The organism is Candidatus Gracilibacteria bacterium, from assembly GCA_041661045.1.
In the GTDB taxonomy this organism is placed as follows: domain Bacteria; phylum Patescibacteriota; class Gracilibacteria; order UBA1369; family 2-02-FULL-48-14; genus 2-02-FULL-48-14.
On record JBAZVE010000001.1, the window covers coordinates 690691 to 711424 of the forward strand.

General features: G+C 41.8%; 31 protein-coding genes and 1 tRNA gene. 8 read left to right on the forward strand and 24 right to left on the reverse strand.

Annotated features, from left to right (window positions below; translation table 25 throughout):
* Nucleotides 1–18 precede the first annotated feature (18 nt).
* From WC777_03320 to WC777_03335, 4 genes are all read right to left on the reverse strand, one after another.
* The gene (locus tag WC777_03320) at nucleotides 19–414 is read right to left on the reverse strand and encodes a TspO/MBR family protein (protein ID MFA6024219.1); all 396 of its coding nucleotides are present in this window, start codon (nucleotides 412–414) and stop codon (nucleotides 19–21) included.
* A 96-nt stretch (nucleotides 415–510) separates the two neighbouring features.
* Nucleotides 511–873: a hypothetical protein gene (locus WC777_03325; protein MFA6024220.1), complete on the reverse strand. Its 363-nt coding sequence runs from the start codon at nucleotides 871–873 to the stop codon at nucleotides 511–513.
* Nucleotides 874–1000: 127 nt separating this feature from the next.
* The gene (locus WC777_03330) at nucleotides 1001–1183 is read right to left on the reverse strand and encodes a DUF2007 domain-containing protein (protein MFA6024221.1); all 183 of its coding nucleotides are present in this window, start codon (nucleotides 1181–1183) and stop codon (nucleotides 1001–1003) included.
* 8 nt (nucleotides 1184–1191) lie between these two features.
* Nucleotides 1192–1776 (reverse strand): hypothetical protein, encoded by a 585-nt coding sequence (locus WC777_03335; protein MFA6024222.1) that lies wholly within the window; start codon nucleotides 1774–1776, stop codon nucleotides 1192–1194.
* A 164-nt stretch (nucleotides 1777–1940) separates the two neighbouring features.
* Between WC777_03335 and WC777_03340 the strand changes: the two genes are divergently transcribed.
* The gene (locus WC777_03340) at nucleotides 1941–2243 is read left to right on the forward strand and encodes a hypothetical protein (GenBank protein ID MFA6024223.1); all 303 of its coding nucleotides are present in this window, start codon (nucleotides 1941–1943) and stop codon (nucleotides 2241–2243) included.
* Nucleotides 2244–2289: 46 nt separating this feature from the next.
* Here the strand turns inward: WC777_03340 and WC777_03345 are convergent, their stop codons facing one another.
* A complete protein-coding gene (locus tag WC777_03345; protein MFA6024224.1) occupies nucleotides 2290–2877 on the reverse strand; it encodes a hypothetical protein in 588 nt (195 codons plus the stop codon).
* 165 nt (nucleotides 2878–3042) lie between these two features.
* On the opposite strand from WC777_03345, the gene WC777_03350 reads away from it, so the two are divergent.
* A complete protein-coding gene (locus WC777_03350; protein ID MFA6024225.1) occupies nucleotides 3043–3564 on the forward strand; it encodes a methyltransferase domain-containing protein in 522 nt (173 codons plus the stop codon).
* A gap of 126 nt (nucleotides 3565–3690) precedes the next feature.
* On the opposite strand, the gene WC777_03355 is transcribed toward WC777_03350, so the two are convergent.
* The 5 genes from WC777_03355 to WC777_03375 all read right to left on the reverse strand — a co-directional run bounded on the left by WC777_03355 (nucleotide 3691) and on the right by WC777_03375 (nucleotide 6030).
* Nucleotides 3691–4014: a hypothetical protein gene (locus WC777_03355; GenBank protein MFA6024226.1), complete on the reverse strand. Its 324-nt coding sequence runs from the start codon at nucleotides 4012–4014 to the stop codon at nucleotides 3691–3693.
* 263 nt (nucleotides 4015–4277) lie between these two features.
* Nucleotides 4278–4547: a hypothetical protein gene (locus WC777_03360; GenBank protein MFA6024227.1), complete on the reverse strand. Its 270-nt coding sequence runs from the start codon at nucleotides 4545–4547 to the stop codon at nucleotides 4278–4280.
* 255 nt (nucleotides 4548–4802) lie between these two features.
* Complete coding sequence (locus tag WC777_03365) at nucleotides 4803–5099, reverse strand: hypothetical protein (GenBank protein MFA6024228.1); 297 nt, start codon at nucleotides 5097–5099, stop codon at nucleotides 4803–4805.
* A gap of 173 nt (nucleotides 5100–5272) precedes the next feature.
* Nucleotides 5273–5584, reverse strand: coding sequence for a hypothetical protein (locus WC777_03370; protein ID MFA6024229.1), 312 nt, complete (start codon nucleotides 5582–5584; stop codon nucleotides 5273–5275).
* Nucleotides 5585–5706: 122 nt separating this feature from the next.
* Complete coding sequence (locus WC777_03375; protein MFA6024230.1) at nucleotides 5707–6030, reverse strand: hypothetical protein; 324 nt, start codon at nucleotides 6028–6030, stop codon at nucleotides 5707–5709.
* A gap of 262 nt (nucleotides 6031–6292) precedes the next feature.
* On the opposite strand from WC777_03375, the gene WC777_03380 reads away from it, so the two are divergent.
* Nucleotides 6293–6709 carry a hypothetical protein gene (locus tag WC777_03380; protein ID MFA6024231.1) on the forward strand — a complete coding sequence of 139 codons (417 nt, stop codon included), beginning with the start codon at nucleotides 6293–6295 and terminating at the stop codon, nucleotides 6707–6709.
* Nucleotides 6710–7490: 781 nt separating this feature from the next.
* Here WC777_03380 and WC777_03385 read toward each other — a convergent pair.
* The 10 genes from WC777_03385 to WC777_03430 all read right to left on the reverse strand — a co-directional run bounded on the left by WC777_03385 (nucleotide 7491) and on the right by WC777_03430 (nucleotide 13783).
* Nucleotides 7491–7718: a hypothetical protein gene (locus tag WC777_03385; GenBank protein ID MFA6024232.1), complete on the reverse strand. Its 228-nt coding sequence runs from the start codon at nucleotides 7716–7718 to the stop codon at nucleotides 7491–7493.
* Between the two features lie 190 nt (nucleotides 7719–7908).
* On the reverse strand, nucleotides 7909–8151 hold the full coding sequence (locus WC777_03390) for a hypothetical protein (protein ID MFA6024233.1): 243 nt from the start codon (nucleotides 8149–8151) through the stop codon (nucleotides 7909–7911).
* A 221-nt stretch (nucleotides 8152–8372) separates the two neighbouring features.
* Nucleotides 8373–8606, reverse strand: a complete 234-nt coding sequence (locus tag WC777_03395) for a hypothetical protein (GenBank protein ID MFA6024234.1) — start codon at nucleotides 8604–8606, stop codon at nucleotides 8373–8375.
* 176 nt (nucleotides 8607–8782) lie between these two features.
* Complete coding sequence (locus WC777_03400; GenBank protein MFA6024235.1) at nucleotides 8783–9313, reverse strand: hypothetical protein; 531 nt, start codon at nucleotides 9311–9313, stop codon at nucleotides 8783–8785.
* A 209-nt stretch (nucleotides 9314–9522) separates the two neighbouring features.
* Entirely contained in the window at nucleotides 9523–9750 is a 228-nt protein-coding gene (locus WC777_03405) for a hypothetical protein (protein ID MFA6024236.1), read from the reverse strand.
* Between the two features lie 201 nt (nucleotides 9751–9951).
* The gene (locus tag WC777_03410; protein ID MFA6024237.1) at nucleotides 9952–10443 is read right to left on the reverse strand and encodes a hypothetical protein; all 492 of its coding nucleotides are present in this window, start codon (nucleotides 10441–10443) and stop codon (nucleotides 9952–9954) included.
* A gap of 194 nt (nucleotides 10444–10637) precedes the next feature.
* The gene (locus tag WC777_03415; protein ID MFA6024238.1) at nucleotides 10638–11030 is read right to left on the reverse strand and encodes a RidA family protein; all 393 of its coding nucleotides are present in this window, start codon (nucleotides 11028–11030) and stop codon (nucleotides 10638–10640) included.
* Between the two features lie 179 nt (nucleotides 11031–11209).
* Nucleotides 11210–12142 (reverse strand): hypothetical protein, encoded by a 933-nt coding sequence (locus tag WC777_03420; protein MFA6024239.1) that lies wholly within the window; start codon nucleotides 12140–12142, stop codon nucleotides 11210–11212.
* Nucleotides 12143–12182: 40 nt separating this feature from the next.
* A complete protein-coding gene (locus WC777_03425) occupies nucleotides 12183–13091 on the reverse strand; it encodes a KTSC domain-containing protein (GenBank protein ID MFA6024240.1) in 909 nt (302 codons plus the stop codon).
* Between the two features lie 323 nt (nucleotides 13092–13414).
* Nucleotides 13415–13783, reverse strand: coding sequence for a hypothetical protein (locus tag WC777_03430; GenBank protein ID MFA6024241.1), 369 nt, complete (start codon nucleotides 13781–13783; stop codon nucleotides 13415–13417).
* Between the two features lie 332 nt (nucleotides 13784–14115).
* Between WC777_03430 and WC777_03435 the strand changes: the two genes are divergently transcribed.
* Nucleotides 14116–14928, forward strand: coding sequence for a tyrosine-type recombinase/integrase (locus WC777_03435; GenBank protein MFA6024242.1), 813 nt, complete (start codon nucleotides 14116–14118; stop codon nucleotides 14926–14928).
* A 32-nt stretch (nucleotides 14929–14960) separates the two neighbouring features.
* The gene (locus tag WC777_03440) at nucleotides 14961–16391 is read left to right on the forward strand and encodes a ComEC/Rec2 family competence protein (protein MFA6024243.1); all 1431 of its coding nucleotides are present in this window, start codon (nucleotides 14961–14963) and stop codon (nucleotides 16389–16391) included.
* Here the strand turns inward: WC777_03440 and WC777_03445 are convergent.
* The gene (locus tag WC777_03445; protein ID MFA6024244.1) at nucleotides 16273–16842 is read right to left on the reverse strand and encodes a hypothetical protein; all 570 of its coding nucleotides are present in this window, start codon (nucleotides 16840–16842) and stop codon (nucleotides 16273–16275) included. The two genes, WC777_03440 and WC777_03445, sit on opposite strands and share 119 nt — an antisense overlap.
* Before the next feature lie 112 nt (nucleotides 16843–16954).
* Between WC777_03445 and WC777_03450 the strand changes: the two genes are divergently transcribed.
* Entirely contained in the window at nucleotides 16955–17365 is a 411-nt protein-coding gene (locus tag WC777_03450; GenBank protein MFA6024245.1) for a hypothetical protein, read from the forward strand.
* 69 nt (nucleotides 17366–17434) lie between these two features.
* On the opposite strand, the gene WC777_03455 is transcribed toward WC777_03450, so the two are convergent.
* Nucleotides 17435–17632 (reverse strand): hypothetical protein, encoded by a 198-nt coding sequence (locus WC777_03455; GenBank protein MFA6024246.1) that lies wholly within the window; start codon nucleotides 17630–17632, stop codon nucleotides 17435–17437.
* Between the two features lie 225 nt (nucleotides 17633–17857).
* Between WC777_03455 and WC777_03460 the strand changes: the two genes are divergently transcribed.
* Nucleotides 17858–17932 (forward strand) — tRNA-Glu (locus WC777_03460).
* Between the two features lie 52 nt (nucleotides 17933–17984).
* Here WC777_03460 and WC777_03465 read toward each other — a convergent pair.
* Complete coding sequence (locus WC777_03465; protein MFA6024247.1) at nucleotides 17985–18965, reverse strand: hypothetical protein; 981 nt, start codon at nucleotides 18963–18965, stop codon at nucleotides 17985–17987.
* Between the two features lie 106 nt (nucleotides 18966–19071).
* Complete coding sequence (locus tag WC777_03470; GenBank protein ID MFA6024248.1) at nucleotides 19072–19641, reverse strand: hypothetical protein; 570 nt, start codon at nucleotides 19639–19641, stop codon at nucleotides 19072–19074.
* Between the two features lie 141 nt (nucleotides 19642–19782).
* On the opposite strand from WC777_03470, the gene WC777_03475 reads away from it, so the two are divergent.
* Nucleotides 19783–20658 (forward strand): DUF4349 domain-containing protein, encoded by an 876-nt coding sequence (locus tag WC777_03475; protein ID MFA6024249.1) that lies wholly within the window; start codon nucleotides 19783–19785, stop codon nucleotides 20656–20658.
* Nucleotides 20659–20734: the final 76 nt, after the last annotated feature.

Consider the following 20734-nt stretch of genomic DNA (forward strand, 5'->3'; position numbering starts at 1 on the left):
TCCTGATGTCAATTGAGCTTATCTGTTCAGGTAGGTGATGGTGAGTTGAAGCACCGTGGCAAAACTGCCCCAAAGCAGGTAGGGGATATTGGCGTACACAACCCATCGAAAACGAGGCCACACGGCTACAAACGCCCAAATAAGCGTCCCCAAAACCAACAAAATATCTATGGAGGCCAGAATATTGTTTTCCAGCCCAAACTGAATGGGCGTGAAGCTGAGATTGAAGATCAGATTGAGCAAAAAGGGGAGGGCAACCCATCGTGGGATTTTTCGGGTAAAGGCTTTGTAAAATACAAATCCAAATGAAATGAAAATGAGTACATATAAAACGGTCCACACCGGCCCAAATAGCCAGCTTGGTGGCGCCCAGAGCGGCTTTATCAATTCCGTGTAATAAGTGATTTCATCCATGGTGTTGTGTACAGTTTAACCAGAAATAGCATTTGGTCCATACCTCTTAAATAAAAAGAGGCTGCGTTTTTCATATCTTTTTAAATATAATGGATTTTATTCCTTATGGCGTTTATATAAGAAAACAGTGTTAATAATAATCGCCCATACTGAAATTGCTAATGCTATTAGCATATAAGCCTCGCTGAGACCCCCATAGTATCCATGTTGAATTAAATATGTTGAGGCGTAAATTGATGCCACATAATAGAAGCTTGATTGACGAAAGTGGTCGAGGCTATTTGGCTTGCGTAGTTTTTCGAGCTCCGCCATCAGTTTATTGGCCAGCCAAAATAATAGAGAACCTATTACAACAATCGAGAGAAACGCTTCGGGTGTTCCCACTAGTATTATACTGGATAAACCGATAGTCGACTCTAATGATGCCACAACAAAAATTGTGCCGATAAGAACAGGCATGAGAAAAGCTGCGTACAACAGGGGTGATATTATCTTTTTGATTATGTGTATATGCTATGGATAGTAATAAATGGGGCAACCGTCAGCTGATGTTCGTGTGTTGGTGAACTTGCTTAAATGGTAAAAATTAATTTTGCTCAACGATTGTTAATGCTTTTTCGGCATCTTCTTCTTTACATTGCAGTTGATAGCCACCAAATGCATTTGAAAGTAATGGGTTCGTTCCAATTATTCCTTCGTTGTTGAGGAAGCATGGAATGCCTTCTGATTCGAGGTGGTTTTTACAGATGTTTGCTTCGTAAGGATCCAAAAAAGTTTTTATTGTGACGAAACTCATTTACTCAGTAACTCAAAGGAGGCAATGATCTCCTGAATTTCTGCATTGATTCCATCTACTTCAGTTGATGGGCTGTAGTTGTAGTAGTAAGTAGCGTCTTCAGCAATGTATATTCTGTTGCCTTGCGTGACGAGTGGGTCCTCTTTTTCGTTTGCATACGAAATGATTACTTCAAAATAGTGGTTTCCACTAAATTCTGATGTAAAGGTATAACTTGCTCGTTGCGGTGGATTGCAACCGAAACCACAATCGGTAAGATTACTTTTTTTCACGCTTACAAATCCCCAAGAAGAAGGAAACTGCAGTGAAAATCCTGCACCTTCGTTGAATGTGTCTCTTACAGTAATTACGCTTGCTCCCGCCGTATCTTGATTTACTGATAATGCATAATCGGCCTCCGTTTCTGGTTCGGCGGAGCTTTCCTCCACAGTTTTCGTTTCATCTTCGATTGTTGGCACTGGAGTTTGGGAGCTTTGCCACCAGTACATCCCTCCGCCGACTGCTACAGCCGTAATAATAACTGCGAGTATGACGGGAAGGATGCCTTTGGAATTTTGCTCATTCATGGTTTTATGAGTTAAGAATTATTTCTTGTTGGCAGTATAGAGGTCAGTGCAATTTTGTACAATGTTCGCGACAAAGCGAACCGTTTACCCTGCCGTTAGGGGATTAGATCTTGCTATTTCGTGTATAAGTTGTTAGGTTTGCTTACTAATTTTATTGGCTTCGAATGAGTGCAATAGACATCAAATTCAATAGAGCTGCTACTCTTCATCTGCTTAGTCAAAGACCAAGAACTGTTCAGGAGCTTTGTGATGCGCTAGTGGATTCTGGAGTTGACGCTCATCGTTCTACTTATCATCGAATTATACAGGAATTAACTCGAGAGGGGTTAATAACTCCTGCAGAAGTACTGCCTGCTTCTGGCCGTGGACCTGGATCAATAAGACACGAGCTTACTGCAGCTGGTAAAGAAGAAATTGGTAAGACACGAGCAGCAATTGCAGCTGTTTTTATGGGGCCTTTCGCCTAATGTTCGTGAACCTGTTATTCATTGTTGGCTCTCGTTGCGCTGATTTTTATTCAAATTTTAGAGTGGACATCATTTCTGTTAGATCATCAGCTGGTGGATCAGAAACTTCATGTATCCCAAGAGTATAAAAAATTACTACTGTACCTTTATTTGCTGCGAAATAGTATGTTGTACCGTTCAAATCCTCAAGAATACCTTTTGTAAAATCATTCTCTCCCAAATGTATCTCTTCGGGAGATGTGGTGAGATAGTTGTAGTTTTTACCAATATACTCTTCGAGAGTTAAGTCCGTTGTTTCAGATTTCACTCCAATGTTAGGGACCGTGCATGGTGCGATCATGTCACCTGGTGGAAGGGATTCAACAAAGCCTTCTAGGTCAAAATCAAGACAAGATTCAAATACATCTTGTTCCCACAAACCTTCTTGGGAAGGTGGTGACCACCAATTCTCGTGTGCAACCAGTGTGCTTGGGTACTCAAATGTAAACCCATTACCTCCCCAAGTATTTATATTTTCATCCTCCGCATCTTCAATTTCGAGAATGGCTTCTCGTTTTTGCCACGAGTAAATTCCGGCCCCTAAAATTAATGAGACTAAGAGGAGGGAGAGAATGATTTTGCTATATTTTGACATAAGATTTCGCAGTATGCGATATTCACTGGCTGTATAATATCGCACGAAGTGCAGTGCAGCCAGTGAATATGGGTGTAGCGAGGTGCAACCGAGCGAAACCGCATACTGCGTGTTGCCATAGAATAATTACGCCAATTTTGGTATAATGAGATAATTAAAATTAAAATGAAACGAATTTTAGAAATAGGGCCGGGCTCGAATCCAATGCACCAAAAACATGGCGAGAATTTGAGGAAATTAGCACCAAATGAACGCAACTTGTTACTAGAGGAAGGAGAAGATTATACTGCGTTGGAATTACCAAGAGTTGCTTTTAATCACTGGATTTGGCAGACCGCGAAAGAAGCATACGGAGATCGTGTGCATTTTGTGCATGGAGATGGAACAGAAATGTCATTTGAGGATGAAAGTTTTGATGAGTTGGTTGCGAACGGTTCATTTGTTGGTGATGAAAAAACTTTTGCTGAATTTCATCGTGTTTTAAAACAAGGAGGAATTTTGCGTTTGGGAACAAAAGCACAAAATGCACAAAGAGTAGTGCATGATTGGGCGTATAGACTTGGCAAAATGGGCTTTACCATGGTGGATGAATTAACTCATCGTTATAGGTATACCCATAATAAGGGAGTGATTGCCAATCTTAGAGGAACTGATTATGTCGTTTTAGTTTTTCGTAAGGAATCCTAATTGAGCGTCCTGTCAAAATTATTCTATGGCAAAGTGCGTGTTAAGTGATGTAATTTTTCTGGTTTAATCCTTTGATCTCTAAAAGAAATCACCTTTTAAAGGGAATAAAAATTTGATTTTCCGTCATTATATGTCAATAACTTCAACATGATCAGCAATTCCTAGTTCCCATCTTGGGTTAAAATTAGGATCTCCAAAAGTTGCCTGATATCTAGGATCAAGGTCTTCCTCTCCTTGAAAAACAGCTTGTCCGAGTGTCAAAACTACTAAATCATGTGCTGTGCCAAATACTTCCTCAACGGCAATGTCATATGCTCTTTCAGCACTAACTGGCCATTCTTGTTGTAATCTTTTGGCAACATTTGGAGCGTTATATCCATCCGTGCCGGCAATGACTTTCATTACGACTTCATCATGTTCACATACCGATACTATTCCTTGTGTACCCATGCAAGTGTTAGTTAAGTATTTAGTGGTGTACTGTAGGTTGGAACCGTCGACTCGTCAAGATTAAAATTTATTGTCTAATATGGTTCTATTACAGAAAATCAAATTTTCGTTTCTTTTTAAAAGTTGACGGGATGGAAAAAGAGAAAAATGTATTTTGCCTAATGTCCCTGCGTAGCCAACTTGGGTGAGGGCTTTTGTAGAAAAGCCCTCACCAGCTATGTAGTGTTGTCGGAAGTATCCAGCTCACTAACTTTTTCAAAACTTTAATTTGCTTCTTCGTATTTTTCTAAAAAATTATGCATTCTTTTATATTTTTCGTGCACAACAACATCCTCTAGAATTCCTTCAGCTCTTGTCTTTAACAGAATTCGTAAATTTTGAATTATCTGTGGCTGTATATTGCCTTCATTGTCTGTTCTAGGTTGTATTTTTGCAAAGACTTCTCCCAAACTAGTCTCACTTAAATGTTCAAGTGCGGCTGCTCTTAACTGAGTCGGCGTGATTTTTGATGGTGATGTTTCGCCTAGTTCCATTTTTAAATTATATCATATATTTCAAATTTTGCAAATTAAAGTTTTGAAAAAGAACCAATTCTGGATATTTCGTACAACGGCTGTGCGTTGGTGAAGTTGGACAGTAGTAAAATATACGAAGTGTGACTACTGGCCAACTTGGGTGAGGGCTTTATGGTTGAGCGAAGCCAGCCTAAAAAAAGACCGAACTGCTAACGCGCTGTTGTACGATGAAGAAAAAAATGCGTCGCAATTAAAGCACAAATGAATGGCTTTCTAGAGGAGATAGTCAAGGTCAGTGACGAGACTGCCCGTAATGTTCCTAAGTGGTGCCCCCATTTCTGAAGAGGGGTATTTTTCTTGAAACTCAGATAGAGAAGCGTTTATGACAGGGCCATTTACTGTGAGAGCATATACCACAATGTCATTTTTTCTTCCCAAAATAACAACAGTTCCTCGAGTGCCAAGGTGATTTTTGCCAGTAAAAACATCTCCTCTTTGTGGGTTGCTCCAGATTTCGTGGGCAATATCTTGAGGAGTTTCTTCATTGCTGGACGCACATGACTCAGCCATTTTGTGATTTTTTAAATTGTCCTCTCATTATAGCATTTTTTCCTTTTTCGTACAACGGTCGCAGTATAGCTGAAGTTTATACATGGTAAAATGACCGAAAAGCCAACCAAGTATAAACTTGGGTGAGGGCTGATCTAGCCCGAACCAGCTATACTGCTGTTAGCTGATGTTTACTAAATAGATATATCAGTTGGATTTTGTTCCGCATATCCAAATTTACCTAGGATGTGATTTGCAGCAATCCATAAATCAGAATAATCACCATTAACGATGGCGCTTGTTTCGTCTGGCGATAGATTAGTAACTCCAGTGGATGCAAAGTCTACTAAAATATCTGTGAGGATTGTATCCTCAGGATGTTCTCTGGCAACATTTAATAATGTGGCAGCGTCAGAGGACTCAGAATGCATCTTAATGATCTTTGCCAAACCCAAAACTACTTTTTCGTGGGCACTTCGCTTAACTGGTTCGTCATCTATACTCATGTCAGTGCATTATAATATATTTCGATTGCATGCAATAAATTTCAGCTAATGTTGGGAATGACTGAGCGAAGCGAAGGAATGAACCGCATAGTCATTGTTAGGCGATGTGAATTTTTCTCCAATTATTTAGTAGCTTCTTCTTCTTTTTCAAAAATCTTTGAAATCAATTCACGTACAAATGCTTTAGCTTGCTCTACGTCTAGTTCCTCAACATATCCGTCTTCATCTAATTTACCATTAAGTACTCCAGCCCTAATTAAGCTTTCAAAAACAGCAAAATCATAGCTACCTGACCCATTAAATCTCTTACCATCAAAAATTCTTTCCGGATTATTTGTCCATGGGGCTACGGCAAGTTGACGGAGATATTCTCTAAGAGTAACTTCTTTTGCGTTATATGGTTCGTTGGGTTTAACACTGATGTCTAGAATTTCTTTGTGGTTCATGGTTTTTGAAATAGAATTTATTATATGTCAATCATAATATTTGTCAAGTTGAATGTGGGAAAATTCATTTCGCCTAATGTTCGTGAATAACCGAAGGTTGCTAATGGTAAAACATGCCGAAGGCGGACCGTTGGCAACTTTGGGCGAACGAAGTGAGCCGGTTATTCACTGTTGTACGCTGTATTAAAATTTGATCGCGTTCAGCGAGCATTGGAAGAGTGGCAATTTTTTGCTATAATGTAAAGAATTAACTTTTTGTTCTATGGCCATGGAAGGTCCTAATTACGACGATCCGATTGAGCAAGATAAGCAACACGCTTTGAATCAAATTAGAACTATTGGGCCAGAAAAACCAGTAGGGTATTTGCCAGTAGAAACCATCACAGGTTATTGTGGTCAAAATTTTGATGTATTTGTAGCAGAATGTCGTCAGAGAGGTCACGAAACTCGTATATTCACGGGCGGAGGATGGCCTGGTTTTTCTGGCTCATTGTATGTATATGATAAAGTTTCTCTGCAAAATTTGCTCAATCGGAACCAAAGTATTCTGGAACAATCTGGTTGGCCACTGAATCCTGATGAATTTGTAGCTAATCTTCATGTTTGGGTTCAAGAAGGAACTCCTATTTTTAAGTTGATTGCTCAAGCATTTGGAGATAAGTTCAGCGAAAGTCTTTAAGCAAAAATTGCCACTCTTTCAATCCTGTTAGGGAAATTTTAGTATGGCGTACAACGTCCGAGACTATGAGAAGTCGGACAGGTGTAAAATACGCTGAAGGCGTACACCTGTCCAATTTGGGTGAACGACTGATCAAAGAGAAGGAGTGAACCTCATAGTCTCTGTTGTGTGATGTTTTGCTGCAGTTACCCAGCGTCTATAGACAAAATATATGTAAAGTGTTATAATTCTTACTTATCCCTAAAGCTTTTACATGAAGTCAACTACCGATTCAGATCAACCACATTTTAATGGACTGGAGATATCAGAGGTGCCCAGAAAAATAAGAGTACGAACTACAACATATCCAAATGGGCTTGTTGGTGTTTTGTCTAGGAATGGCAATTCTGTGACATTTAAGACATTAGAAGATGAGAATTACCCCGCTATACAGCAAGCAGGTGGTTATTGCGATGCTGTTTGGGAGTATCAATTTGAATTAGATACTAATGGACAGCCCATTCGTACGGTAGAGAAAACGCTTGTAGTAAAGGAAGGTCAGTGGGCACCTTTGGACCCTAGCTTTCCCGAGCATATATCGGAGGGGCCTAATTATATGTGGAGTGTAATTACTGACACATTGTCATAAAAGCTGCAGCAAAATTTCACACAATGTTCGAGACTATGTAAAGTTTGCCAGTGATAAAATATGCTGAAGGCGGATCACTGGCAAATTTGAGCGAAACGAGCAAAGCGAAGTGGAGCTACATAGTCTCTGTTGTGAGAAGTTGCTTTGAACTTTTTATTTTGCTTTCGATTTGCTCATTTGATGTACGATGAGCGAAACAATCAGGCCAATAACTCCACCAACAATCATGCTAACGAAAACAACGGGCACAACTGGATTTGAGGATTCTAAATCTTGAGAGACAATGAATTGGATAGTGCTATAGACGGTGAGAGCTGAGACTAGCCCACAGAGGAGGCCTGTTGCAATGCCTGTTGTATAGAGATGTTTTGGATGATGCATAAGTGTAAAGTAAATTATTACCCTGATTGTTTAGACTCTTTTATATTATATGGTTCAAAGCAATTTCGTACAACGGTCGCGCATAAACGAAGAAGACCAGCGGTAGAATATCCCGTAGGGTTACCGCTGGTCAATTTGTGCGAACGAAGTGAGCTGTTTATGCGCTGTTGTACGATGCCGTGAAAAATGGCTACTCTTTTACTGGAAGACAGGTAATTGTACCTAATTCACCACTAACCCAATTGCCATCTAAATCATATAGTCTTGTGATAGTAGATGTTCCGTCAGGATTGTTTTCCAAAACTTCTCCATGAAATTGTTTGGTAGGGTCATAGGGTTTAAGGCCAAAGTTACTCATCCAGCTAAATTGTGAAAAAGTAAATCTAGGCAATTCTTTTGCTTCTTCAGGGGAAAGGGTACGTGGATTCTCCATATTTCATGGTGATTAGGAATGTAAACTACTCTAATTATAACATTTTTCACGGTTTCGTACAACGTTCCGCACTATGCGAACTTGTGCAGGTGTAAAATAGCCGAAGGCGGACACCTGTACAAGTTGGGTGAAGGTTTTTCAGGCTGCGCAAAGCCAGCCGATCAGAAAACCTGAACCGCATAGTGCGTGTTGTACGCTGTAATAAAAAATGCGATGACAAACTATTTATCTTTCTTTTCTTCAACTCCACCAACCCATTGAACAACAGGCTTTGCCACTTCTGGCGTAGTTAGAGGTTCGAAAACTACTTCCCCAGCTTTTTTTGCTGTATCACCTGCTTGTGAAACAACTGGAGGTTGTAAACCATCCCAAGTAACAGCAGGAGATTCTGGCTTGGCAGGTGGCAAAGCCTCCCATGCAGTTACAGGAGATTCTGTTTTTTTTGTGTCAGACATGTAAATGTTTGTTAAATTATGGTCTATCAGATGATTATAGCATTTTTTGTTATGGCGTACAATGTCCGTGAATAACCGAAGGTTGCTAATGGTAAAATATGCCGAAGGCCAACCATTAGCAACTTTGAGCGAACGAAGTGAGCCGGTTATTCACTGTTAGGCGTTGGTTAGGGGTGCTAACGAATTGATGAAAAAATTTCTTCGACTAAACCAGCTTCTGCGACTGGGGGCTGAAAAAATATTTGGCAATAATAATCCTGAGATTTTTCTTCTGACCATTCAGCAAGACTGAGACCGATGTTGCCATTTCCAACATTATCTTGAGTGCCAAATATTGAGTATTTTACTTTTACTAATTCGTCTTGTTTCTCAAAAGTGCGAGTGTCGGATTGAAGTATTTCAGCCTCCATGCCGCCTTGCCAGTCGCAGTCGATCATCATTGTTTTCTCCTGTTTTGCGTCGTAAAACTGTGTATAAACTCCTCCTGAATCATAAGTCTCATCAGCATAAGTCCAAGATGAAGGGTAATCTAATTCATAATTAATGCTACCGAATGTGAAGGAGGTAAGCAGGGCTTCTGGGCTTTCGACTGCGACGACATCATCTGTTTCAATGGTAATACCGGAATTTATAGCAGTATCATCTACTTGTGACGAACAGGCGGCAAAAGAAACTGTGATAGCGAATAGGAGTAGAAATTTTTTCATATTTACTTGTTAAATGATACTTGAATCATATCGGAAGTTGTTGTTTTTACAAAACTTCTCGTACCTCTAACTTTCGCCTAACGTTCGCGCATATGCAAAGTGCGAGCGCGGTAAAATGTTAGCACGCAGTGCTACACCGCGCGAGCATTTGGGCGAGGCCTCAGCCAAGCTGCATATGCGCTGTTGTACGGTGTTGCTTTGAGCAAACACTATTTGGTTTTTGATTTACTAACTTGATGTACTGTGAAAGACACGATCGAGCCAATAATGCCTCCAACTAAAAGGCTTATAACTACAACTGCAATAACTGGATTTGTTGTTTCTAAGTCTTGTGAAGCAATATATTGCATTGTGCTGTATACGGTTAGTGCAGAAATAAGACCGCAGAGGACACCTGTTACTAGACCTGTCACATAAAGATGTTTTGGATGATGCATATTGATGAAATTAATTATTGGCTTGATTGAATATGATTATTGTACTGCTCAAAGCAATTTCGTATAACGGCCGAGAATATGTGAAGTTTTGTAGCGGTACAATTTGCCCGAAGGGCTCACCACTACAAAACTTGGGTGAGCGACTGAGTGGAACGAAGGAGAGAACCACATATTCTCTGTTAAGTGGTGTTGTGCTGATTTTTACTTACAATATCCAGTAGACTTGTCATAAGTCTTACCATCGGAGCAGCTGCAACGGGCATTTAACCAGTCGCCATCCGTTTCCGTACAGTTATTCCCTACGACATCAGTCCAAAAATAATATGCCCCTTCTGGGTTCGGCAAGCCAACAGACACAGCAAAAGCGGCTCCACCTGGACCGCCGAATGTCGTCTGGCAGTAACCTGTTTTTTTGTCGTACATCATCTCTTGCGTTTGCCTTTCTTCTAGCGGACATTCACAAACACTGTCGCTAAATGAACCGCCACTTAATTCACAGTTATATCCAACTAATTCGTCCCATTCATTTGATGAAGTGACTTCAGTTATAGTTTCAGGTTCGTTTAGTTCTTGCTCTTGGACGGAAACTGATGGCGACTCTTGCGATTCATTCGTTTGCCAAAAGTAAACTCCTCCACCACCAATCAATGCAGCGATAACTGCAACGAGTACCATTTTGCTTGTTTGAGACATAAATGTTTTGGTTAAATGCAAATTTAGCTTACGGGAAAATCAGCGCAATGTCACTTAACGTCCCGCACTATGCGAGCTTGTGCAGGTGTAAAATAGCCGAAGGCGGACACCTGTACAAGTTGGGTGAAGGTTTTCAGGCTGCGCGAAGCCAGCCCATCAGAAAACCTGAACCGCATAGTGCGTGTTATATGGTTTTATTTGCCATCTTCCAAGACGCAATCTGCTTCAATTTCAATCAGCCATTCTGGATTTATAAATCCAGACACTTCTGCGAAAGTACAGGCGGGCTGTATGTTAGAGAAAAATTCTCCGTGAGCTTTTGCAGCATCTTTCCACGTTTTCATATCTCTTAACAAGATACGTGTGCGAATTACATCTTCAAGCGAACCGCCGGCTTGCTCGATAACATTTTTGATAATCGTTAGGCAACGTTTCGATTGTTCATATACATTGCCTGGAGAATGAACTGAACCATCTTCCGCAATTGGCGCAGTTCCAGTGACAGCGATAAAGTTGCCGATTCTTACAGCCCGCGAAAACCCAATTTCTTTTTCTAACGGCTGATTGTAAGTGATGTTTTTTCTCATAAATGTTTTTTAAGAGGTAGTGCAGGCAAATAATGCCATATAACGGCTGGGTATAGGCGATGTTGTTGCGCGGTAAAATATGCCACGAAGTGGCTCACCGCGCAACAATATGGGAGAACGAAGAAGCGAAGCGACTGAGTGAACCGCCTATACCCTGTTACATGATGTGCATATTTTCCTTAATTTCTTGAAAAGGAATTCTTCTTTAAAAGAGACTGATTTTGTTTTCTGTTTTGGGCGAGGGCAGAGGGGATTAAGGGGTGAATGCCCGAGCCCAAAACTCCTCATTCCACGTCTCCTTGCGCTATCCTATTTTGTGCTTCTTGCATTAATTTCTCTGCTTCCTTTTTCATGAGATCATTAATTCTGTCTACTGCATCCATACTTCCGTTATATCTTTCCATTACTTTCTTATCCCTGAAGTATTTCAGAGTTGTTCCCTCGTATTTCCATACTGTCCAAAGACGATTTTTCATCAGCTTGAGGTTGTAAACTTTTGCTTCGGCAATGGAGAGGGCATTTTCAATCTTGAGTGAATTTACGAATGTCTCAATCATGGTTATGAATCCGCCAAAATTTTCGACGAAAGCTGTTCGTTGAGCTGGCGGTCTCATTCGTTCGGGTGTTGCCATTCTCTCATTGCGATCCAGCAACCTTTCAAAGTCATATCGAAATTGTTTAATATTGCCGTTTGCTGATCTTACCAAGTAATCAGTGATTAAAATTTTGTTGTGAACATAATAACTTTTGAGTCTCATTTTGATCAGATCTTCATCAAAGTAAATGGCAATGGTTGCTGGGAAATTAGTCTCTTGGATAGCATAAAAATTTGGGTCGGTTACTACTTGAACTTGCTCCACAATTGTTTTTGCTCTGGCAATAAAATCTTCAAGCTGACTGACTGCGACAAGTAAATGACTTAATGTTTGAGAAAAAGCTATCTCTGTCCGCCTGATTGCTTCTTTTCTGTTTGATCTCTTTTGTAGGCACCCTTTAACTAAAAATCCAATAACTGAGAGAATGATTGCTAAAAATGGACCTAGGGCAGAGCCAATTAGCGTTTGCCATTTTTCGATAAATTCAGTTGATGTGATTAATTTTAGTGTTTCCATTGCTTGTGGATGATACTCTTTTTACCCTATAAAAAACACCTTAATTGTATGAGGGAACAGAATGTTCCCTACAATCATAGTTGCCTTTTATGTTGGCGTTATAGTAACTGCCAAAGGAGGATGCTTTTTGCAGTTCTGCCCAAATTGACTTTGGTGTTTCGCAATAGTGATAATATTTTCCATTAATGTTCATAATCAAGTAACTGTTGCTTTTGTCGTACCATGCGCCTTCGATGAAAGAGCTTTTTGATGTATTTAAGTATTCAAAATATGAACTATCGAGATTAACGGAATCTTTTCGATACTGAACAGCAACGTAATTCTGTTTTGATTGTGAATCTTTTTCGTACTTTTCAAGGCAATCAAAAAGAATATCGGTCATTAACGATTCTTCTTCGTCTTCAAGCTCGAAGGTCGGATATTCGCCTTGAGAATTTACGAAAGAACCATCTGGTTGAGTTATGTATCCCTGAGAATTCAGAAATTCATTTCCTTTTTGGGCGGCTTCAGAAAGACAAACGTCATAGAAAGGTGAAGATGTTATCTCCTCAATGGTATTTTTTGATGAATTGTCTTGAATATCTGGCCTGAGAACGTAAAACATGAAGCCACCAATAAGAAGTGTCCAAAAGGCAACTATGATTATTATTGGTTTTTTGGAGGAATTAGTTTTCATAAGTCTGTATCACGTTAAATTAGTAATAATGCCGTAAAGTATAGAAAAAATAATGAAGGAAAAAATAATTCCAAGCTGAATCAGTATGCTTTTTTTGAGTGGAAATTTGTATATTGCTTCCAAAATTATCCCCAAGGCCAATATCAACGTTAAAACTACTAGCCAAATTATAGAAAAATTAAAATGCCACATTAACAGCTCTAACAATATGTAAACAAAAATAATGCCTTGGTTTGTTCTATTATTAAATGTTTTTGTTAGAGCGTTTTTCATGGTTTGTATTATATAGTAAATTGTTTTCGGAGCGAAGCGGAGAAAACTCCTTATTTCCCCTCTATAAAACAGAAAACAAAATCAGATCTCATTTTTAAGAATTGGCTTTAGCCAAAAGGAAAATATGCATTTCATGTAACGTCCGTGTGTTGGCGAAGTTTGGACGTGGTAAAATTAGCACGAAGTGCGTACCACGGCCAAACTTGTGAGAGGCTTTTCTGGAGGAAAGGCCGAACCGCTAACACACTGTTATGTGCTGTTTCATTTTTCATTTGCGACTGAAGGGAGCAAATGTGAGCAAAGTGAACAGAGAAATGCTTTTACTACTTCCCTTCGATGAGTTCTAGTAAACGACTGCAATATTCTTCAACCGCTTCAGCACCACTAGCTGTTATTGTATCAAAATTCTGTCTAAGTTCATTCATGATGGAATCAAAGGCGGCGATAGCCTCAGGGTTGCTTAATTGCATAGCCAGATCTGCTTGATCTTCGTTATATGTGCTACGCAAATACTCTTCGTAATTACGGAGAAATCTGCGAGGGTTTCCACCTGTATCTTGCCCACTAAAGGCATATTGGATGGCCCCCATCATATTGCGTGCCTGACGATCGAGTTTACAGCCTCGAGAAAAATTATTTCTAATAATGTCTAATACATGATCTCTTTGGCTGTCGCCGCCTTCGATACGCATATTTTTTGGATTAAGTGATTAAAAGCATTTCTCTAAAAAATGGAATGGCACATAACTCGTTTCTAACGGAAAACAGTGCGGCTAGCAAGGGGGAATGGGGTGTTTTGGTGAAATGGGGGAGGAGGAGTGAAGAAACGAGTTGTGGGGAGTGGGGTGACAAAAAGGTGAATTCTGTAAGGAATTTGTCAGGTTTTTGTCATGAATTTGTCAGAAGGGCGGGGTGGGAGTGGGAAAAATTCAGGAAAGTTTAAGGAAAAATTCAGAAAAAATTCAGGATTTTTTCAGGTTTGGGCTATAGAGTGGGGGTATTCCTTACTTTTTTACTTTTACTTATGGAACTCAAAGAAGCTTTGGCCTTAATGGAAAGAGAGCTTCGGCTGAGGCATTACAGCTCTAAAACGGTGAAAAATTACTTAAGATGTGTGGAGCTTTATTTTTCGGGGAAGAAAAGTTTGGCGTATCGGGAGGAGGAGCTCAAAGGGTTTTTGTTTGGGAAGCTTGAAGCTGGGGCGGCGCCGGAGACGGTGAATCTTTATCTTTGTGCGGTGAAGTTTTTTTATAAACAATGTTTGCACTTTAAGGGTATTGTGAAAGTTCGTTTTGCGCGAAGAAATGTGCGCTTGCCGGTGGTGCTTTCGAGGGAGGAGATCCTTAAGATTTTAGAATTTATTCCCAACACAAAGCACCGTTATTTGGTGGCGCTGGCGTATGGGGCGGGGCTGCGCGTGAGTGAGGTGGTTCGGTTGAGGGTTGCAGATCTTGATTTTGCACGGAAGCTGCTTGTGGTGCGAGAAGGGAAGGGTGGCAAAGCGAGGGTGACGCTTTTGCCCGAAAATTTGAGGGAAGAGCTGAAGAGTTTTGTTGTGGGGAAAGTGGCGATGGATTTTGTGTTTGAGAGTGAACGGGGTGGGGCTTTGAGTACACGGTCGGCTCAAAAGGTTTTTGCGGTGGCTTTGGAGAAAACGGGACTGCAGAAAGAGGCTTCGTTCCATTCTTTGCGGCACAGTTTTGCGACGCATTGTTTGGAAAATGGAGTGGACAGTCGCTTCATTCAAAAACTGCTTGGACACAGTGCCATTCGTACTACAGAAAGGTATACGCAAGTGAGTCAGGTGAGTTTGGCGGGAATTCGGAGTCCACTTTAGGGTTTTGATTTTTATCTTATGATTTTTGTGAAATGATTCTTCCACTGTTATCGGCGCTGAGTTTTTTCATTGGGATTTTGGTGGCGGCGTTTGGGGAGTGGAATCTTTTGCGTGGTGAGATGGCTTGGATTTTTGTGATCGCAATGGGCTGCCTTTTTAAGAAAAGATTTTTGGGTGTTTTGATTTTAGCCTTTTTGTTCGGGGTTTTGAGGATGAATGTGTACGAGCAGAGCTTGGGGGAGGCTTCGATTGTGGCTTTGGAGGAGGGCGTTTTTGAGGGGCGGATTGTGTCTGAAGTGGACACGCGGATTGATCACCAAAACATTATAGTGGACACGGAGTATGGAAGGATTTTGGCGGAGCTGTCCTTGTATGAGTTGGTGCACTATGGAGATTTTGTGGAACTGCGGGGCCAATTGGAAGTTCCGGAGCAGGGGAGTTCGTATGCGCGGTATTTGTTTCGAAATAAAGTTCTTTACACAATGAACTCTGCGCGGGTGGAAGTCTTAAAGGGTGCGGGGACTTCGTTGCGGGGGTCGCTGTATGCATTTAAAGGGGTGGTGCAAAAAAGAATCAACCGGCTTTATTTTGAGCCGGAGGCGAGTTTGGTTTCCGGCTTATTGTTGGGAAGCCGAAAGGGGATGAGCGAGGAGCTCACGGCGGATTTTCAGGCGGTGGGGCTCACGCACATTGTGGCGGTTTCCGGGTACAATATTAGCCTGGTGATTGCGTTTATCTTTTGGAGTTTTTCTTTTTTGTTGATAAAAAAACGAGTGGTTTTGAGTGTGCTCATGGTGGCTCTTTTTGTCCTTTTTGTGGGAGCTTCGGCGGCGGCGGTGCGGGCGGGAATCATGGGGAGTTTGACGGCGTGGGGGCTTTACATCGGGCGCAAGAGTCAGGCGTTTTTTGCTTTGCTGTGGAGCGCCGTGCTCATGACGATATGGAATCCGGCGATTCTCCCTTTTGATATTGGCTTTCAACTTTCCTTTGCCTCGACCCTTGGCATTTTGGTCTTTGTTCCCATCTTGGAAAAAGCTTTTCCGCTCCAAAAGATCAAGTCAAAGCTTTTGAAGGAGGCTTTGTTTTTGACCCTTAGCGCGCAGTTGGCGACAACCCCTTTTATCGCCTTTTATTTTGGACGATTTTCCATTATTTCCCTGCTTGCAAATTTGCTTGTTGCTCCGCTTTTGCCCTTCTCGATGCTGTTTTCGGCACTGTCTTTGATTGGAGGAGAACTGTTTAGCCTTTTGGCCGGAGTCTATTTAAAAGCGGTGATCGGTGTGGTGCGTTTGCTCGCAAAAATTCCCCATGCGGACATTGCGATGCCGCTGAGTTTGGAGTTTTTTATTTTCTTTTTGTGCGTGCTTGTTTTTTCGACTCTTCTTTTTTATAGATCCAAATTGGCCCGAGCTTTTGGTCTCGAATCCTGGGGAGTTTTTTCCAAGGCTCTAAACCCTCAATAAGAAAGGCGTTGGACACCACCAAGGCGCCGGGTTTGAGTTGGGGAAGCAGTTGTTCCTTCATCCGCTTCATGGAGTGGGTGAGCAAGTAACAAAAAATAATGTCCGCGTCGCTGAGGTCTTTTTTCCAGAAATTTCCGAACTTAAGTTTTGCCTTGCTGCGCCACCAAAATAGACCAAGAAATTTTGCCCAGAGCCACACGAGCGGAGAAAATTCATAACCCACGGCATTGGCACCGTATTCTTTTGCGGCCTTGTGCACCAAACGGCCATCACCACTGCCAAGGTCGTAAACTTTCATGCCGGGTTTGATGTGTGCTGCTTTGAGCATTCGTTCCACTTGCACCATTTCGGTGGGCACAAAAGGAGCGCCTGCGATCATGGCGTAGCAAGTGGGAACAATCAGTACGATGTAGCCGAGGATTTCGAGTGGCGAGAGGTTTGGAACTGTCATTGCGGCTTCTAAAGATCGGAGCTAAGATACAGTAAAATCCAGCCATGCACTATCTCATTCTCACTGCTTTGGTCATCGTTGGGTTTCCTTATATCCTTAGCCTCCTTCAAGCATGTTCTTCAAAAGTAAAACGCTCTCGCACCGTCAAACGGCCATGATTGGTTTTGTACTCGCGCTCATGTCACTGCTCACGATTGGCATTACGGTTTTTCTTTTTATGCAAGTGGGGGAATGGCTCTACCAAAATGGAATTTATTCCATGGATCTTTTCTTTGTGGTCTTTTTTGTAACGCTCTTTTTGGCGGTCCAAGGCATTTTGCTTTTTGGATTCCCTCTTTACTACGCTCAAGATAAAAAGAGCCACATGACTGGACTCCGCATTTTGGTCTGGGCTTTGCTGTGGATGCTCGGCTTGGTTTTTGTTTCTTCATTGATTCTTGTGCCTTTGACCGGGCAGGAATCTTTTTCTTTGGAGCAGTTGGAGTCTGAGCTCGGGACCGAAGTTACGGAAGTCCTGGAATAATGGGTTTTGCTTTGGTCGAAAAAAGCCCTGCCGGATGGCGGGGCTTTTTTACTTAAGAAGCAAGGAAAATTAAGCTTTCTTGAGCATTGGAAGCCCAGTTCGCTTGTTTTCGGTCGTCTTGTATCCATCTGGGAGAGCATCGAGAGCATCATCTTTTTCTTTGCGAGCAAAGTAATAGATTTGCTGTTTGCGTCCTCCGCGGAGGGTAACCATCTTTCCGTGAAGGAAGTAGGTTTGACCTTTGCTGTTTGTGACTGAGTAAGCCATAAACGATAGGGGTTAGGGGTTAAACTGATCCGATTATAGTAACCTGTTATCAGGTTGGAAAGCGCAAAGGCTTGCAAAATATAGAAGCTGTGGTGTCTTTCAGATCAGCCAACCTGAAAAATCGCCCTTCCGTGGCCGACCTTTTTAGTGCCTATTGACTTCAAAAAGCTTCTCAATATACTGGACTAGCCCTCAAACAGGAGCAGATTTGGCTTCGCCGAACAGGGTCCCATCGTCTAACGGTTAGGACAACAGGTTTTCATCCTGTAAATCGGAGTTCGATTCTCCGTGGGATCACCACACAAACAAGACCGCCCGCAGGGTGGAGTTCTTGGCGGGGGTTTGCGAGCGTTTAGCGATCTTTTCTCACTCGAAAGAGGTGAAAGCCTACACGACTATTATACTGAAAAGGAAGGTACAGGCTTTTATCTGGTTCTACTTTTTCAAACCTGTCTTTTGGAATGTATTTCAAATATTGATCACCATCGGAAACAATAAAGAAAAATGAATCGTCGTGGCATAATTCCCAGATCTCATCACAACTTTTTTCTATTTTTGTTCTACCTATAACTCCATTGGTTTGATCTATTAAGAATGGCACAATTGCAGAGTCAAAATGGTTATTTCTATCCGCAAGCACCCTTGTTATTGAATGAGAGAAATTCCATAAATCTCCTAATTCTGCTCTTTGTATATGCAGATTTTCTAGTGGCTGAGCTTTTTCATTGGCTATTACCCATCTTTTTATTAGGTTCGTATAATATTCACTATCACCTAATTTTGACTCCAATTTTGCCCGACTTGGAGCTTTGTAGCCTGGATATATGGGGTCAAGAACATTGGGAGTAAAATGTATTCGACCTATGGAAGGAGTAAGTGGCGCTATTACAAGTTCCCCTAAAGTAAAATTTGTTTCTGGGTCTTTCTTATAGTAATAGCGTTGAATTGCCTCTTGCCACGCTACAGTTACAGGGTCTGAATCCACAACGGTGACTTCTGCGGCCTGTCCATAATTTGCAAGAATATTTCCGTTAGCACCAAATCCTGAAACAATAAGGATGTTTTTAGCATTAATAAGCTGAGCCCTTAAGAGTTCTTGCACTCTTGCAGCACTTGGTGTTCGGATATTTCCATCCGATTTGTCGGCTTGCTCCGGGTCTGAATAATCCGGATATTCAAAGAGTTCACCTTTCTTTGTTCGTGCAACACATTCCAACAGAGCTGCTTCAAAACCCTCTCCCGATAAGTCTAACCCTCTATTGACTGCATTGGACCTTAGTCTGGTTCCGTCAATGATGATTCTACGGTCTGCCTCAGTAAGTCCATTGTCCATGCGTAGATTTTAACATAGAATGAAGGCCTGTCAAATAGCTGGAAAAAGAGTAAGTAAAAATTATTGCTTGAATAAAATCCGTCCGCCTCTTTCGATAGAGTGCAAGCTACGCTTTAATGAGTGCCTTCGCACCCACTCGTCTATGTTGACTTATTTCAGTTCTAATTTCTTCGATCCGTGCATCGTCCAATCTTTTGCTCTTGAATGCTGCCAGTACAGCTTCTCTTGTGAGGCCAATTTCTTTGGCAACGCCTCTAATAATGTCCTCTGCCTCTTGAAGACTGAGGGTGCCAGAGTCCAAGTTGATCAGGGGTGGCTCTGCTTGTAGGTCCATGCCACTAATGAGTCGATCCGCCAGGTCTATTGCATAGTAGTGGTCTGTAGACCTTGTTTCATCAAGAATCTGCATGAGTGCTTGATGCATTTGGGCTTTCAGTTTTAGTGCCCTTTCCACTTTTGCACTGAATGCTGGTTCTGAATCTGCTTGAATCTTTTGACTGGCTGCTAATTCTTCTTCTTCTACTTTATGTTGTACCCTTAACCTTAACAATTCTGCTTCGTGCTTTTGATGAAGATGCCTTCGCTCGGTGCTTTGACCTTCTTCTAATTTCGCTCTTTTCCACTCCAGCTCACCAATGTCTTGGAAGCCTCCGTAAATGTCCTTGAGGTCGGTCATTTTTGTAAATTATGGGCAAGAGGGGATTAAACCACATATGTTGAGACTGTGTCAATCCCGTGTAGGTTGATGTCATTGGAACATGCCAATTTGCGCTTTCTATTCTTTGATGATAACCTTTTTTCATCTTCACCTCGCCATATGAAAAAACTTACACTCTTTATTCTTGCGCTCTTCGTTTTGAGCGGTTGTAGCTCTTTTGGGACTCGGGACACGGTAACGGATTCTGATTTTGGCAGTACGGATGCACCTAAAATGATGGAGGAGAGTTATGAAATGGCGGCGGACAGTGTCGAGAGGAAGATGGATTCTTCTTTGGTGATCAATGGGGGTGGGGTGGTGGAAGGGGTGGAGCAAAAAGTGATTAAAACGGGATCGCTCGCCTTGCACATGGAGAGTGTTCAAGATGGAGTGGCTGCTATCCAGTCTAATGTTAAGCTTTGGGGTGGGGAAGTAAGTGCCTCCAATGTGAATCGTTATGAAAATGCTTATGTTGCGAACATGACGGTGAAAGTGCCTTCTGCCCAGTTTGATACCGCTTTGGCGGGACTCAAGGCTTTGGCGGTTTATGTGGACAGCGAAAGCACCAATGCGTCCAATGTGACGGAAGCGTACATGGATCTTGAAGCACGCCTGAGTAATGCAAAAGAAGCGGAAGTTCAGTACCTTGCTATTTTGGACAGGGCCACGACGGTGGAGGAGATTTTACAGGTTACCGATTATCTTTCCGCGGTTCGATATGAGATTGAAAGCATTGAAGGACAGCTGAAATATTACGACAGCACCGTGGACTATTCCACCATTGAGCTTTATTTAACCGAAGATGAAAGTGTTCAGGCGGTGCAAGAAACTTGGAGGCCGCTCAGCACTTTGCGGGAGGCCTTGAGCAACTGGGCTGTCTTTTTGCAGGATTTGGCGGACTCCGCCATTTATCTCCTTATTTTTGGCTGGCCTCTGATTTTGGTGGGCATTGCCCTTTGGATCTGGAGACGAGGCCGCGGAAAAAAACGGAAATAGGATGTAAATAAGAGGGATGAAAGACTTGCTCGCTACGAGAGCCTTTATGTAGCTCACAAGTCCTTCATTCCTCTTT